A 15,140-nucleotide genomic window follows, 5' to 3' on the forward strand; every position below is an offset into this window, starting at 1 on the left:
TTCGTCTACGGCTTCATCGGCGAATCGAGCTCGCTCCCCGTCAAGGTCGAGAACGGCGAGATCTGGCTCGCCGACCGTCCGATCGGGCTGTCGGCGCCGCACGCGCCAAAAGGCGATGCGACGCTCTATTTCCGCCCGCACGATGTCGAACTGCTGGACGGCTGCAGCGGCTGCATCGCCGGCACGGTGGCCGCCAGCCGCCGTGTCGCCGGCACACGGCGCGTCGAGCTCGAAATCGGTGGCGAACGCCGGCGGGTCGAGATCGAGCTGCCGGTCGACCACCCGGCGGCGCAGAAGAGCCGGGTGGCTTTCCGCCCGGGACGTTGGAAACTGTTTCCGACTACCTGATCCTCAGGGTCAGGCGCTATTGCGCACAGGCGGATCGTTAATCGCGGGAAAGTCGTCTTCAGGGCCGAGCGGTGGCTCTTTCGCCCATTGGGCGAGCAGCGCGGTAAGCCCGGCTTTGACAAGGCGGTTGCCTTCGCGACTGACCAGAACCTTACCGCCGGGCAGCCCGAACTCGACAGGAATGCGCACCGCCTGGCTGCGGTTGTGGCGGGACAGTTTCGCCTCCTTCGGTGGCGTTTTTGAATGACGATGCTGGGCATGATTGCCTCCTTGTATGCCATTTGTAAATGCTGCCCGACGCTGCAATGCAAGAAGGTAAAAGCCGAAGGCAAGAGGGGGCTGACTGGAACAGAATTCCAATGAAAGGCGTTTCTGACGATGTATTTTCGCACAGCAATGCCATGGATCGCCTCGCATGCCTCGCCGCGTACCCTGCGTCGCGGCTATGGTCGGGCTATAAGCGCATTGCATCGGAGCCTGTTTTCATGAAGCGATTTTTCCTCGGCGTTGCCACCGTCGCTAGCCTGTTCCTCGCATCCTCCCAAGCGTGGTCGGCCGACAAGCTGCTCAACGCCTCCTATGATGTTGGCCGCGAACTGTTCGCCCAGGTCAACAAGGCCTTCGTCGAGAAACATCCGGGCGTCACCATCGACCAGTCGCATGCCGGCACCTCGGCGCAGGCGCGCGCCATCGCCGAAGGCCTCGGCGCCGATGTCGTCACCTTCAATCAGGTCACCGACGTCGATTTCCTGGTCAAGAAGAAGCTCGTCTCGGCCGACTGGCAGAAGGACTTTCCCGACAACGCCTCGCCCTTCTATTCACTGCCCTCGTTTCTCGTCCGCGCGGGCAACCCCAAGCACATCAAGGACTGGAACGATCTGGTGCGCGACGACGTGCAGGTGATCTTCCCCAACCCGAAGACGTCGGGCAATGCGCGCTACACCTATCTGGCGGCAACCGCCTACGCCAAGGAAGCCTTCAAGGGCGACGACGCCAAGGTGAAGGAGTTCATCGCCAAGCTGTTCAACAACGTGCCGATCTTCGACACTGGCGGCCGCGCCGCGACCACCACCTTCGTGCAGCGCGAGATCGGCGACGTGCTGATCACCTTCGAGTCCGAAACACGCGGCATCCGCAAGGAGTATGGCGACGACAAGTTCGAGCAGGTCACGCCTTCGGTCAGCCTGCTTGCCGAATTCCCGGTTGCGATCGTCGACAAGGTAGCCGACGAGCACGGCACGCGCGATCTGGCCAAGACCTATCTCGACTTCCTCTACACGCCTGAAGGCCAGGATATCGCCGCCCGCAACGGCCTGCGGACCCGCGATGCGGCCGTGACCGCGAAATACAAGGCCGATTTCCCCGAGATCCGCCTACTGACAGTGGAAGACGTGTTCGGCGGCTGGGACAAGATCCAGAAAGAACACTTCGCCGCCGGCGGTCTGCTCGACCAGGCCTATGGCAGCCGCTGACGGTTGCAGGATTTGAACAGGATGGGAAAGCCGGCGCCTTGCCGGCTTTTTCGTTTATGCGCCGGCAGGCCGGTTTCCGGCGCAATATCGGCGGCCTTCGTGCAAAACGTTACAAAGAATCAACGCGTTTGTGCCTAACGTGCCATTGGCGTCTTGTTGTCGCGAAATACCGTCGCGCGGCGATGCCGTCATTATTTGCACACAAACAGCCGCCAGATGCGGGTGGTTGGGGCTTCAATGGGTTGATCAGGGCATGCTGACAAAAAAAGGCAAATACGGCCTCAAGGCCCTCGTGCATCTTTCCGGTCTTCCCGTCGGCCAATTGGCCTTCGTCAACGACATCGCGGTCGCCAACAACATCCCGAAGAAATTCCTCGATGCCATCCTGGGCGAATTGCGCAATGCCGGCTTCGTCCAGAGCCGCAAGGGCAAGGAAGGCGGCTACCGCCTCGCCCGTCCGGCCTCCGAGATCAAGATCGGCCATGTCGTGCGCGTCCTCGACGGGCCGCTGGCGCCGATACCCTGCGCCAGCCGTACGCAGTACCAGCGTTGCGAGGATTGCGACGAGGCGACCTGCCAGGTCCGGCACATGATGCTGGAGGTGCGCCAGGCGATCGCCGAGGTGCTGGACAACCGCAGCCTCGCTGCCATGCGCGATGCAGACAACGATGATTTCCCGGTCGAGTTGACGTCGCAGATCTAGGCCACGGCCTGATGCGCGGCATTCGCCATCGCGGTTGCGCGGCCCATATCGACGCAGTAAAGCGGTCTTGAACAACAGGCTGGACCGATGAGGCTGTCGTGGTTCGCAAAGTCCCGCAACCGCAAGCCGCCGTCCGCGGCCGCCTTCCGCACTGAAATCATCGCCGACATTCGCGTTCCGGAACGGGCGGAGGATGTGCGCTTCTTCAGCCGCAAGCTGATCCGCCCCGGCAGGCCGCGCCGTTTCTCCAACAGGGACCCTCGCGAAAGCCTGCTCGCCGTCCTGTATCTCGTGGTCGCGGCGGCTTTGCCCATACGCTGGTGGGCGCCGGTCTGCCAGCGCGTGTCCAGACTTGGCCTGAAGCGGCATCTGCGCAAGGAGTTCTCACCCTACGCCGAAGCCGTCCACGCAGTGCTTGGCGATGATATCGATGCGCGCAGCCTGTTCGAGGCCTTGCTCGCGGCCCGCCATCGCCGCCGCCTGCAGCTTGCCGCGCATCTGGTCGCCCGACGCTGGTCGCCAACGACACGGCTGGAAGGGCTCGAGGGGCTGCGGGCCGCCTTGCAACGCGGCCACGGCGCCATGATCTGGTGCGATCAGTTCACCTCGCAGACCATCTTCGGCAAGCGCGCCCTGCACGAGGCCGGCATCGGGGCCTATCAGGTGAGCGTCAACGCGCATGGAGTTTCCGAGTCTTCGTTCGGCCTGCGCTTCCTGAACCCGCCGCTGGTCAATGTCGAGAACCGGTTCCTGAAGGGCCGCCTCGTCTTCGACCGCGACGATGTCTATCAGCTCACCATCCGCATCCAGAAGGTCTTGAAGGAGAATGGCGTGGTGCTGATGACCAACAATATCCACGCCGGCTCGACCTTCACCGAGGTCGCTCTGGGTGACAGCGGCTGGACGCATCTTGCCTCGGCCCCGGCGAATTTCGCCGCAAGGGGCAAGGCGGCGCTGTTTGCCATGTCGACCTTCGAAGAGGTTCCCTTCAGCCAGTACCGGGCCGTCCTGAGCCACGAGCTGGTGCCCGCGAACCCGCCCCCGGGCATGTCCAGGGATGGAGCCAAGAACACGGTCCTGCAGGCAAGCTACATCCTGCTCAAGCGTGATTGTCTGCTGCAGGCACTCAAGCATTGCCCCGAGCAGATGATGTCGTGGTCCCGTCGCCAACGCCTGACAGAGGGTCGACACAGCATCGGTGCCGGTGACGGCTCATGAGCGGCGCAGCAAGCGGGTCGCATCCGTGACGAGTTCGGCGACCGGGCGCGTCGCATCGAGCGTCAACGCCTGCTCATCCATTCCCGGCGGCTCGAGGATGGCGAACTGGCTGTCGACCAGGCTTGCCGGCATGAAATGGCCCTTGCGGCCGGCGACCCGCTCGCTCGCCGTCGCCGGATCGATCTCGAGGTAAAGGAAGACGATGTCGCGGCGGAAACCGCGCAGCCGTTCGCGGTAGCCGCGCTTCAGCGCCGAGCAGGCAGCGACCACACCCTGCCCTTGGCGGACCGACGCGACGATGCGCTCGCCGATCGCGTCGAGCCAGCCTTCGCGCAGCTGGTCGGTAAGCGGCTCGCCGCTTGCCATGCGGGCGACATTCTCCGGCGGATGCAGCCTGTCGCCCTCGATGAAGATCGCGCCCAGCGCCTCCGCCAGCGCGGTTCCGACGGCCGACTTGCCGCAGCCAGCGACGCCCATCACCACGATCGCGGGAGGCGCCGAACCGGAGGCGCCCCTACGCGCCTGCGCTGTCTTGTCGTCCACGGTCAGCGGCTTGCCGGCGCGCGGCCGTAGAGCAACAGCATGGCGACGATGACCACGCCGTAGATGATCTGCCGCCCCGCTTCCGGCATCTGCATGACCGACAGGATGGATTGCAGGAGCGTGATCAGTATGACGCCGGCAACGGTGCCGAGATAGGAGCCGCGCCCGCCGAGGATCGAGGTGCCACCCAGCACCACGGCAGCGATCGACGGCAGGAGGTAGGCGTCGCCCATCGACTGCGCCGCCTTGGAGGCATAGCCGGCCAGCAGCACGCCGCCAAAGGCGGAGAGCCCGCCGGAGACGGCGAAGGCGATCATCACCACGCGTCTTGTGTCGATGCCCGAGAGATAGGCGGCGCGCTCGCGGTTGCCGATGCCGTAGACGGTGCGGCCAAAGGCGGTGCGGGTCAGCACGAACACCATCGCGGCGCCGATCAGCGCCCAGATGATCACCGCATTGGGCACCGCCGGAATGGCAAAGCCCGTGGCCAGGTATCGCATGGCGCCGGTGGCCGAATCCTGGGGAGAGAAGCCGCCGGTGTAAACCACCATCAGCCCTTGCGCGACGGCGTTGGTGGCAAGCGTGATGATCATCGAGGGGATGCGCAGATAGGCGACGCCAATGCCGTTGACGATGCCGATCAGCACGCCGCAGAAGATGCCGAACGGAATGGCCAGCGCCACGCCGGCCGGACCGTAGGCGGCCGCCGCGCAGGCCATCATCGCGCCTGCCGCCACCGACCATGGTACCGACAGGTCGATCTGGCCGAGCAGGACGACCAGCATCATGCCGGTGGCGATGACGCCGAGAAACGATGCCACTTTCAGCTGCTGCAGCAGATATTCAGGCGACAGGAAGCTGCGCGAATAGAGGCTGCCCAGCAACAGCAGCATCACGATGCAGGCAAAAGCCGTCAGCACCGCCGGATCGGCGCGGCGGATGAATTTCGGCATGCGGCCGGCAATGCCGCCCAAGGTCGTCTCGCTCACAGGAACCACTCCAGCCGGTTGCGGACCCGAAAAAGGGCGAAGGCGCCGAGGCTGACGGCGATCAGCAGGATAACCCCCTGGAACAAGGGCTGCCAGAGCGGATCGAAATCAAACACGAACAACAGGTCGCCGATGGTGCGGAAGGCAAGCGCGCCAAAGATCGCGCCGATGGCGCTGCCCTTGCCGCCGAACAGCGAGACGCCGCCCAGCACCACGGCGGCGATCGAAAACAGCGTGTAGGCGTTGCCGCTGGCATAGGCCGCTTCGCCCGTATAGGTGAAGAAGGTCAGGAACAGGCCGCCAATCGCGGCCAGCAGCCCGGCCAGCGCGTAGGCAGCGAACTTGCCGCGCCTTATCGGCACGCCGGACATGTAGGCCGCCGTCTCCGATGATCCGGCCGCATAGGCCGCCCTGCCGAGCACCGAGCGGCTGAACGGCACCCAAACCACCAGCACGACGGCCAGCAGCACGACAAGGCTCGCCGGCACCACGCCGAAAACGCGGCCGGTCAGCGCATCGGCCAAATCCTCATTGACCGAACCACCCGGAAAGGGCCGCAGCAGAAGGCCGATGCCGTAATAGACAGCGCCCGTCGCAATGGTGGCGACGATCGGCTGCAGCCGCCCGTAGATCACGATGGCGCCATTGATGGCGCCGCACAACAGCCCGACCGCCAGCACGGCGACGACGCCGAGCGCCGTCTGCATCGGCGTCCCCACCACCAGCCAGGAGGCGAGACAATTGGTAAGCAGGAAGATCATGCCGACGGACAGGTCGATGCCGGCGGTGATCACCACCAGCGTTTGCGCCATGGCGACGAAGGCGAGCAGCACGCCTTTGTTCGCCGCCGTCTGCACGACATTGGCGCTGAAGCCGGCCGGATGGTTCGCGCTGTAGATGGCGAACATGACGATGAAGATGCCGAGCGCCAGCAATGTTCCGCGCTGCTCGGCCAGCCAGTAGCGCCAATCCTTCACGCACTTGCTCCCAGGCCCACCGGGCTCTCCTTGCCATCAATGTTGAGCGCGCTCGATATCAGCGCCCGCTCGGTGATCTCGGCGCCGACCAGCTCGCGCTTGACCGCTCCGTCATAGAGCACCAGCACCCGGTCGCAGCAGCCGATCAGCTCGTCATAGTCGGTCGAATAGAACAGGATCGCCGCACCCGCATCCGCCAGCTTGCGCATCAGCTGATAGAGCTCCTGCTTGGTGCCGACATCGATCCCGCGCGTCGGATCGTTGAGCAGGATGATGCGCGGCTGGCGCATCAGCCATTTGGCGATAACCACCTTCTGCTGGTTGCCGCCCGACAGCGCGCCGACCGGAATGTCGAGCCCCGCCGTCTTGATCGCCAGAAGACCGACCATGTCGTCGATCAGCCGCTGCTCGGCCGTGCGGTCGATGATGCCGCCCCTGGATAGCCGGTCGAGCGCGGCGAAGGACAGGTTCTCGCGCACCGTCATCGGCAGCATCAGCCCTTCCGTCTTGCGGTCTTCGGGGATGAGCGCCATGCCGATGCCGTCATCGCGGGCGGCCGATGGACTGGCGATCGCCACCGGTTTGCCGTCGATCAGGATTTGACCGGACAGCCCACGCAGCACGCCGAAGAAGGCGAGCAGCAATTCGCGCTGACCTTGGCCATCGAGACCGCCGAGACCGACCACCTCGCCGGCCCTGACGGTCAGCGAGATGTTGTCCAGCCGGTCGGCCCAGGAAAGCTTGCGGGCCTCGAGCCTGGGGGCGGCGGTGGCAGGCACCGCCATCGGCTTGGGCGGAAAGATGTGGCTGTATTCGCGGCCGATCATCAGTTCGACCACCTCATTGTCGCTCTTCGAGCCGGCCTTGTAGCTGGCGACATTGCGGCCGTTGCGAAACACCGTGCACTGGTCGGCCAATTCGGCGATCTCGTTCATGCGGTGCGAGATATAGAGCAGCGCCAGCCCTTCCGAGCGCAGCCGCTTGAGCACCTCGAAAATCCTCGAGACATCCGCCGCCGTCAGCGCCGAGGTCGCCTCGTCGAGGATGAGGATGCGTGGCTTGCGCGCCAAGGCCTTGGCGATCTCGACCATCTGCCGGCGCGACAGCGGCAGATCCTTCACCAACGCCAGCGGGTGGATATCGGCGGCCCCTGCGCGCGCCAGCGCATCTTCCGCGATGCGGCGCTGCGCCTTGCGGTCGATCATGCCGAAGCGTTTGGGCGGGTCGGAAATGACGATGTTGTCGGCGACACTGAGTTCGGGGATCAGCGACAGTTCCTGGAAGATGCAGACGATGCCGGCCTTGTTCGCCGCACCCGGCGAAGCGAAGGTCACTTCACGCCCGTCCAGCATCATGCGGCCCTCGTCGGGCGCCACGACACCGGCCATGACCTTGATCAGTGTGGATTTACCGGCGCCGTTTTCACCGAGGATGGCGTGGATGCTGCCGGCAGAAACCGACAGATCAGCCTTCTCCAGCGCCCGTACGCCGCCATAGCGCTTGGATATGCCTTCCACGCGCAAGAGCGGAACCGCGCCGTCCATCAGCCCTCCCCAAGGGTAATTGCGATTGGAACAAGCGGCCGGTGCCGCGGGATTTCTCCCGCGGCACCGGCCGGTCGGATTATTTGTTTTCCTTGGTCTGGCCCATGATCTCCTGGGCCGTGAAATTGATGCCGCAGGTCGGGAAGGAATTGCCGACGAAGAAATTGTCGGACTGGTCGGGGAAGAAATCCTGGCCTGCCTTGAAGTTGGGATCCTCGACGATTGCCAACGGCAGCTTGACCGACTGCGGCACGACATTGCCTTCGAGGGCTGCTATCGCCGTCTTGATGGCGACCGCCACCTGGGCAGGACCAGTGCCGGCCGATGAGCATTTGAGCCCATCCGCCGCATGCGCCGAGCAGAATTTGCGGAAGCCATTCTCCGTTTCGCCGCCGAACGGAACAAACGGATGCTTGGCGTCCATCATCGCCTGCACGATGCCGGTATCGCCGCCCTGCCCGGTGATGCCGTCGAAAGGTCCATTGGTGGCGATCGCGTCGGCTGTCGCTTTCTGGGCCACGCCATCGTCCCACTTGCCGACCACCTCGGTGACGGCCCACTTCTTGCCGGAACCGTCGAGCACTTCGTGGATACCGGCATGGCGGTCGGTGTCGACCGAGGTGCCGGCAACGCCGCGCACCTCGAGCACCTTGCCGCCGTTCGGCACGTGCGAGACCAGCCACTTGCCCCACAATGCGCCAAGCCCCTTCTGGTCGACATTGACGTTGATGGCGTCCTTGGTGTCGAGGATGTTGTCGAAGGCGACGAGCACCACACCGGCTTCCTTGGCACGCTTGATGACCGGTCCGAAGGCGGTCGGATTCTGCGCGTTGACGACGATCGCGTCAAAGCCGGAATCGATGAAGTTGTTGATCGCGGATATCTGCGCCGGAACGTCCTCGCCGGTCGAGACGACCTTGAATTCCTTCAGCTTCTTGGCGACATCCGGCTGTGCGGCATAGGCCTTGGCGGTCTGCACCATCTGGATGCGCCAGGTGTTGGCGATATAGCCGTTGGCGAGCGCAATGCGGTATGGACCGTCCTTCTTGGGGAATTTGAAGAATTGGGTATCGGCGGCCCAGGGCGCAAAACAGTCCGGCTCGGCGGCCGGTCCCTTGACGACTTCAGGCCCAGCGGCCATCGCCGCCGAACTCAACATGACGAATGCAGTGGCGGCAACGATGCCACCAACGAGTGACTTGATCATCGATATTCCTCCCATTTGCAGTTCTGATTTATCTGTTGGCTGCAGTACAATTGACGCGCTTGCTCAAGCACCTCCTGCCTTGGCCCGCCGCTGTTTCAGGCGGTCAACGCCGACCTGATCCTCTCCCTTGTCGCTCCCTCAAGCGGCTACGAAAACTATCATATTATCCATAATAAACAAGAAACATTCTGTCGCTTATGTATAATAAACAGAGTTGTTCCTCTTGTGAGTTTTCGCGAGCGCGGAATGGTAGCGCTACCAAGAAAGGCTGTAAAGTCTCATTTCAGCGGACTCTAAGATACTCAGCGGGCAGTGCTCTCGCGGCGCTTGAGCTCGAAGCCGAGATCGACGACCCGCTGCTGCGGCCTGTCGCCGCCGATCGCCGCCAGCGCCATGGCGACAGCACGCCGGCCGATTTCATAGCGATGGGTGCGGATGCTGGTGACCGAGGGAAACGCCACCTGCATCATGTCGAGATCGTTGAAGCCGACGATGCCGATGATTTTCGGCACGTCGATCGCGGCGCGGTGGCATTCGAAAAGCACGCCGAGCGCGATGTCGTCATTGTTGCAGAACACACCGTCGAGCGTCGGAACCTTGGCGAGGGCATCCCGGAACAGTTCGCGGCCGAGCGACACGCTGGACGGCACCGGCGTGGTGGTGACCAGGCGCGGATCGAACAGGCCAGCTTTTTCCATGGCGATCCGGTAGCCGGCGAGGCGCCGCTGCGAGCGCGGATCCATGCGTGCGCCGATGAAGCCGACACGACGATACCCCATCTCGATCAGGTGCTCGGTCGCCGTTCTGCCGCCGTCGAGATGCGAAAACCCGACCATCATGTCGACGGGATCGGGGCCGGTCTCCATCACCTGCACCACCGGGCAACCGGCATTCTCCAGCAGTCTTCGTGAGCTCGGCGTCTGGTCGATGCCGGCCACGATCAGCGCTGCAGGCCGCTGCGAGCCGAACAGCTGCAAGAGCCGCTCCTCCTCCAGCCCGGAATAGTGCGTGTTACCGAGCTGGATGCGGAACGGACTGTCCGACAGGCTGTCATAGATGCCGCGCACCACTTCGGCGAAGACGTTGTTGGTGAGCGAAGGCACCAGCACGCCGAACACCTCCGCGCGTGCCGACGCCAACGCCCGCGCATTGGGGTCCGGCACATAGCCGAGTTCATCGATCGCGGCCTGGATCTGGCGGCGCAAATCCTGGCTGACGCGCTCCGGCTCGCGCAGCGCGCGCGACACGGTGATGGCGCCGACGCCGGCCTTGCGCGCGACATCGGATATGGTCGGGCGGCCGCCACCCCGGCGCGAGCGCGGCTTGATCAAGGCCATGGCCCGTGCGCATGTCCGCCGAAGCGGACCCGCAATACGATCATCTGAGCTGTTGACATGTCACCGGCCCGTTGCCGCACCCTTCGGCCTTTGGCGTCGCGCAGTGCCTGTCCGTTGTCAAGCCGAGGCGCTCAACAGCCGCACCGCGCCCTTTGTCTCAGGCCGCAACAGTGGCCCTGTGCCTCGCCTTCCACATGAACAGGCCGATGGCCAGTATGTTCAACAAATTCCAGGCGATGCCGTTGAGGAATGCTGCGGCGTAGGAGCCAGTCAGATCGTAGATCCAGCCCGACATCCAGCCGCCGATCGCCATGCCGAAAATCGTCGCCATCATGACGATGCCGATACGCTGGCCGGCCTCCTTGGCAGGCAAATATTCGCGCACGATGATTGCGTAGCACGGCACGATGCCGCCTTGCGACAGACCGAACACCAGCGACACGACATAGAGCGAGGCGAGCCCGTCGAACGGGATGTAGAACAGCAACGACAGGCATTGCAGTACCGAACCGACAAGCAAGGTTTTCGCGCCGCCGATGCGGTCGGCAACAAAGCCGGAGGCAAGCCGGCTGACGACTCCCGCCGCCATCATGATCGACAGCATGTCGGCGCCATGCGCCACCCCGTAGCCGAGATCCATGCAGTAGGCCACGATATGCACTTGCGGCATCGACATGGCTACGCAGCAGCCGAGACCGGCGACGACCAGCAGCGCCTGCAACGCCGCCGGCGACATTGGCATCGGCTGCACCGGCCGGCTCCCCGGCGAGCCGGCGGCCGCAGCCTCCGGAGCGCCGCGCCGCAGCATCAACACCAGCGGCACCATCGTAACCAGGCAAAAGATGCCGATGGCGGCATAGGTGAAGCGCCAGCCTTCCGCTTTCATCACTGTCGGCATGATGGTCGGCCAGATCGCTCCGGCAAGGTAGTTGCCTGCCGCGGCGGCTGTCACGGCGACGCCGCGCCGGCGGTTGAACCAGTGCGAGATGTCGGCGATCAGCGGCCCGAAGATCACCGAGGTGCCGACACCGATCAGTACCCCCTGGGCAAGGGTGAATTGCAGGATAGAGGTCGACAGCGCGGCCAACAGGAGGCCTGCGGATAGCGCCACGGAAGAGATCAGCGCCGGGATCCAGTAGCCCATGCGGTCGATGGCGCGGCCAACCAGCACATTACCGGCGGCGAAGCCCACCATGGTTGCGGTGTAGGGCATCGATGCCGCGGCGCGGTCGACGCCGAACTCGGCCTGCACGGCGGGCAGCACCACGACAACGGCCCACATGCCCACGGCGCCGATCGTCGCCAGCAGCATCGAAATGGCAAGCCGCATCCAGGCGTAGGAACTGTCGATGCCGGGGCTCGGTCCGCTCAAGTCTGTTCGGGTCAAGGCGTTTCCTGTCGGCGATCTCGAAATCGGCTGCCGTTCGCTCCCACTATCGGCGCATTCTGGGCCTGCAGCAGCGCCACGACAGGCAAATCCGTGGCTCCAGAGCGGACAAGAAATGCGGGAACCGAGGCCAATGTGTGGAGTTTTCCGGTCAGCAACCCCGCAAAGGAGTCCCAGCCATGACCGCTGCCAAGGAAAAATGGTCGGCCGAGGTGACCGAGCACAGCAACGCGATGGATCTCGAGGATCATGTCTTCGAATCCGACGATGCCAAGAAGATCGCTGCCTCGCTCAAGCGATCGGCCGAACACAGCCACAGGCGCAAGGCCGAGCCGTTTCAGTCCGCCATGTCGATGCTGAATTTCTACATTAACCGGGCCGGCAAGAACCTGCCCGCCACGCGCAAAAAGGTGCTCGAGAACGCCAAGGACGAACTGCGGGTGGCCTTCGGCCGCGAGAAAGAAGGCTAGCGCCCAGGCCTAACGCGACTTGATCACGTGATCGGTGTTGGCCAGCAATTTGCGCACCGCGTTGCGCGCCGCGTCCGGCCGCTGCAGGCGGATGTTCTTCTCGATCGCCTCATGCAGCTTTTGCGCATGGTTGAGATCGTCGACGGCCCGCGTCGTATAGGTGAAGAGATGATCGAAGGCGGACTCGATCAGGACGCCGAGCGGAACCAGCAGATCGTTGCCCGAGGCGCGCAGGATGGCAAGATGGAAGTGCGTGTCGGCGCGCGTGCGCTCCTGCAGGCTCGTCGCCTCCCCCATCTCGCGGCAGGCTTGGCTGATCTCGGCCATCTGCTCGTCGGTCCGCCGCATGGCCGCAAAGGCGGTCGCTTCCGGCTCGATGATATGACGGAACTCCTGCACCGTCTTCAGGAACACCTCGCGGTCCGGCGACGTCGCGTACCAGGCGAGCACGTCTCGGTCGAGCAGGTTCCAGCGCTCCTTGGGCTCGACCCAGCTGCCGATCTTGGGACGTGAGGCCAAAAGGCTCTTGGCCATCAGCATCTTGATCGCCTCGCGGACCGCCGAACGGCTGACGCTGAAGGTCTCCGACCATTTGGCTTCATTGGGCAGGATGGTGCCGGGCGGATAATCGCCGCGCACGATCCGCAGACCAATCTCGCTGGCCAGTGATGTGTGGACGCTGGAGCCGGGAATGCGCGCCGCGTCGGACCGCCGAACACCGGCCGGGCGCTCAGCGGCCTTAGCCTTTTTCGGCGATTTTTCCTTGTTCGGCTTTGCGTCCCGCATGGACTTCAGAAAGGCCGGTTTGCGGAAGCTGTCAAGCACTGTCGGGCCGTTGGGCCGCAAAGCCCGCCGCTATGCACAGCCCAGCCCGTTCCGCTGCTCGATGGCGCATGTTGAGGTTCAGGTCAGACCGGCATCACCTGAACCTCGACCTGCCTCAGGCGGTTTTGACGTATTTGCGCCAGCTATGCTCCGGTCGGAAACCGAGCACGTCGCGCGCCTTGCGGTTCGATAGCAGCGTCTCGTATTCGCCGAGTTCCGCCTTGACCGGCACATCTGGATAGAACCGCTTCAAAAGCTCCGCCGTCGGCAGATCCGACGAGGTGTCGTCATTGGCGGCGTTGAACACCTGGTAGCCGAGCCCGTCCTTCTCGATGGCGCGCAGCGTGATCTGACCGAGATCGCGCGCGTCGACATAGCTCCAGGCGATGCGCTTGCGGAAGCCCGGATCGGCGAACCATTTCGGGAACAGCGAATACTCATGCGGCTCGATGACGTTGCCGATGCGCAAGGCGTAGATGTCGGTGCCATTGCGCTGCGCGAAGGCCCGCGCCGTCTTCTCGTTGACGATCTTGGACAAAGCGTAGCTGTCCATCGGATCGACATCATACTCCTCGTCGAGCGGGAAATATTTGGGATCCCGTGGCTCGTTGGCGAAGACGAGCCCGTAGGTCGTCTCGCTGGATGCGACGATCACCTTGCGGATGCCAAGCTTCACCGCGGCCTCGATGATATTGTAGGTGCCCATCGCGTTGATGCGGAACACCTCATTGTCGGGCGTGATCATGATGCGCGGGATGGCGGCGAAATGCACCACCGCATCCACCGGCTGCGGGCGCAGCGACGGGTCGAATTCGTGCAGGCCCATATAGCTCGACAACGCGTTGAACACCTGCCCGCTGTCGGTGATATCCGTGATCAGCGTGCGCACCTTGGGATTGTCGAGCGGCTTGGTGTCGATGTTGAGCACCTGGCAGCCCTGCTCGACAAGATACTGCACGACATGACGCCCAGCCTTGCCGCTGCCGCCGGTGAACATGATCCGCTTCGTCATTGTGGTCTCCATGACAGGCTCTGGAATTCCCGTGTATTGTCAGACAATATTGCTTTCCGCAACCGCGTAGGGCTAAAACGGCGGCGCTATTATCAATAATCTGGGATAGGACTGATAACATGAACACGACTGCCGCGCGCGAGACGATCGGCTTCATCGGCCTTGGTCTGATGGGACACGGGATCGCCAAGAACATCGTCGACAAGGGCTATCCCCTGACGTTCCTCGGCCGCAAGAACCGCAAACCGGCGGAAGATCTTCTGGGCCGTGGCGCCAAGGAAGCCTCGACCTCGCGCGATGTCGCCGCGGCATCGACGATCGTCTTCATCTGCGTCACCGGTTCGCGCGAAGTCGAGGCCATCATCCGCGGCCCGGGCGGCCTCAAGGAGGGGTTGAGAAAAGGCTCGGTCGTCGTCGATTGCTCGACCTCCGATCCGGTCTCGACCGTGGCACTGGCGACCGAACTCAAGGCGCTGGGCATCGATTATGTCGACGCACCGCTGAGCCGCACGCCGAAGGAAGCCTGGGAAGGCACGCTCGACGCCATGGTCGGCGCGCCCGATGCTCTCTTTGCCCGGGTGAAGCCGGTGATCGAAACCTGGGCCGGCCGCATCGTCCACATTGGCGACACCGGCGACGGCCACCGTATGAAACTGCTCAACAATTTCATCTCGCTGGGTTATGCCGCGATCTATTCCGAAGCGCTGGCCCTGGCGCAAAAGGTCGGCATCTCGCCGCCGCGTTTTGACAGCGTCATCCGCAACGGCCGCATGGATTGCGGCTTTTACCAGACCTTCATGCGCTGGACGCTGGAAGGCGATCGCGACGCGCACAAATTCACCATAGCCAACGCATTCAAGGATCTGACCTATCTGGAATCGATGGCGGGCGCCGCCGGCATTGCCAACCCGCTCGGCAACGCCACCAAGAACTCCTTCGCCGGCGCCCATGCCACAGGCCCGGCCGAGCAGTTCGTGCCGATGCTGGCCACCCATATCGGCAAGGTCAACGGCGTCGACCTGATGCCCATGAAGGACGGCAAGAAGCAGACGATTTGAAGAGCAGTTTTCCCGGGGAAAGTGCGTAGCGCTTTCCCCAGGGAAAATGC

Annotated in this window: 16 protein-coding genes; 6 read left to right on the top strand and 10 right to left on the bottom strand. The window is 63.7% G+C overall.

The window, feature by feature from the left end; translation table 11 throughout:
- Positions 1 to 348: TOBE-like domain-containing protein (locus tag FJ978_RS31580; RefSeq protein ID WP_181176900.1), on the top strand; the 348-nt coding region annotated here is incomplete at its 5' end.
- A 9-nt stretch (positions 349 to 357) separates the two neighbouring features.
- Here FJ978_RS31580 and FJ978_RS31585 read toward each other — a convergent pair.
- Entirely contained in the window at positions 358 to 624 is a 267-nt protein-coding gene (locus tag FJ978_RS31585) for an antitoxin (RefSeq protein WP_140576788.1), read from the bottom strand.
- 209 nt (positions 625 to 833) lie between these two features.
- Here FJ978_RS31585 and FJ978_RS31590 point away from each other — a divergent pair, with 209 nt between their 5' ends.
- From FJ978_RS31590 to FJ978_RS31600, 3 genes are all read left to right on the top strand, one after another.
- A complete protein-coding gene (locus FJ978_RS31590; RefSeq protein ID WP_140576748.1) occupies positions 834 to 1,820 on the top strand; it encodes a sulfate ABC transporter substrate-binding protein in 987 nt (328 codons plus the stop codon).
- A gap of 253 nt (positions 1,821 to 2,073) precedes the next feature.
- Positions 2,074 to 2,523, top strand: coding sequence for an Rrf2 family transcriptional regulator (locus FJ978_RS31595; RefSeq protein ID WP_006202816.1), 450 nt, complete (start codon positions 2,074 to 2,076; stop codon positions 2,521 to 2,523).
- Positions 2,524 to 2,610: 87 nt separating this feature from the next.
- Positions 2,611 to 3,741, top strand: a complete 1,131-nt coding sequence (locus FJ978_RS31600; protein ID WP_140576750.1) for a hypothetical protein — start codon at positions 2,611 to 2,613, stop codon at positions 3,739 to 3,741.
- Here FJ978_RS31600 and FJ978_RS31605 read toward each other — a convergent pair.
- The 7 genes from FJ978_RS31605 to FJ978_RS31635 all read right to left on the bottom strand — a co-directional run bounded on the left by FJ978_RS31605 (position 3,736) and on the right by FJ978_RS31635 (position 11,725).
- Positions 3,736 to 4,284, bottom strand: coding sequence for a gluconokinase (locus tag FJ978_RS31605; RefSeq protein WP_140576751.1), 549 nt, complete (start codon positions 4,282 to 4,284; stop codon positions 3,736 to 3,738). The two genes, FJ978_RS31600 and FJ978_RS31605, sit on opposite strands and share 6 nt — an antisense overlap.
- Positions 4,285 to 4,286: 2 nt before the next feature.
- On the bottom strand, positions 4,287 to 5,273 hold the full coding sequence (locus FJ978_RS31610) for an ABC transporter permease (protein ID WP_140576753.1): 987 nt from the start codon (positions 5,271 to 5,273) through the stop codon (positions 4,287 to 4,289).
- Complete coding sequence (locus FJ978_RS31615) at positions 5,270 to 6,250, bottom strand: ABC transporter permease (protein WP_140576755.1); 981 nt, start codon at positions 6,248 to 6,250, stop codon at positions 5,270 to 5,272. The genes FJ978_RS31610 and FJ978_RS31615 overlap by 4 nt, the downstream gene beginning before the upstream one ends.
- Positions 6,247 to 7,794: a sugar ABC transporter ATP-binding protein gene (locus FJ978_RS31620; RefSeq protein WP_140576756.1), complete on the bottom strand. Its 1,548-nt coding sequence runs from the start codon at positions 7,792 to 7,794 to the stop codon at positions 6,247 to 6,249. Before FJ978_RS31620 ends, FJ978_RS31615 begins: the two co-directional genes overlap by 4 nt.
- A gap of 79 nt (positions 7,795 to 7,873) precedes the next feature.
- Positions 7,874 to 9,001, bottom strand: coding sequence for a sugar ABC transporter substrate-binding protein (locus tag FJ978_RS31625; protein ID WP_013894574.1), 1,128 nt, complete (start codon positions 8,999 to 9,001; stop codon positions 7,874 to 7,876).
- A gap of 302 nt (positions 9,002 to 9,303) precedes the next feature.
- A complete protein-coding gene (locus FJ978_RS31630) occupies positions 9,304 to 10,338 on the bottom strand; it encodes a LacI family DNA-binding transcriptional regulator (RefSeq protein WP_181176901.1) in 1,035 nt (344 codons plus the stop codon).
- Positions 10,339 to 10,495: 157 nt separating this feature from the next.
- Positions 10,496 to 11,725, bottom strand: coding sequence for an MFS transporter (locus FJ978_RS31635; protein ID WP_140576758.1), 1,230 nt, complete (start codon positions 11,723 to 11,725; stop codon positions 10,496 to 10,498).
- A 179-nt stretch (positions 11,726 to 11,904) separates the two neighbouring features.
- Between FJ978_RS31635 and FJ978_RS31640 the strand changes: the two genes are divergently transcribed.
- Positions 11,905 to 12,195 (top strand): DUF3175 domain-containing protein, encoded by a 291-nt coding sequence (locus FJ978_RS31640; RefSeq protein WP_023768265.1) that lies wholly within the window; start codon positions 11,905 to 11,907, stop codon positions 12,193 to 12,195.
- Between the two features lie 9 nt (positions 12,196 to 12,204).
- On the opposite strand, the gene FJ978_RS31645 is transcribed toward FJ978_RS31640, so the two are convergent.
- Together FJ978_RS31645 and FJ978_RS31650 are read right to left on the bottom strand one after the other, a co-directional pair.
- On the bottom strand, positions 12,205 to 12,981 hold the full coding sequence (locus FJ978_RS31645; protein WP_140576759.1) for a FadR/GntR family transcriptional regulator: 777 nt from the start codon (positions 12,979 to 12,981) through the stop codon (positions 12,205 to 12,207).
- 154 nt (positions 12,982 to 13,135) lie between these two features.
- Complete coding sequence (locus tag FJ978_RS31650; RefSeq protein ID WP_140576761.1) at positions 13,136 to 14,032, bottom strand: NAD(P)-dependent oxidoreductase; 897 nt, start codon at positions 14,030 to 14,032, stop codon at positions 13,136 to 13,138.
- A gap of 119 nt (positions 14,033 to 14,151) precedes the next feature.
- Between FJ978_RS31650 and FJ978_RS31655 the strand changes: the two genes are divergently transcribed.
- Entirely contained in the window at positions 14,152 to 15,090 is a 939-nt protein-coding gene (locus FJ978_RS31655) for an NAD(P)-dependent oxidoreductase (protein WP_140576762.1), read from the top strand.
- Positions 15,091 to 15,140 lie beyond the last annotated feature (50 nt).

It is taken from the genome of Mesorhizobium sp. B1-1-7 (assembly GCF_006442705.1).
Classification (GTDB): Bacteria; Pseudomonadota; Alphaproteobacteria; order Rhizobiales; family Rhizobiaceae; genus Mesorhizobium; species Mesorhizobium opportunistum.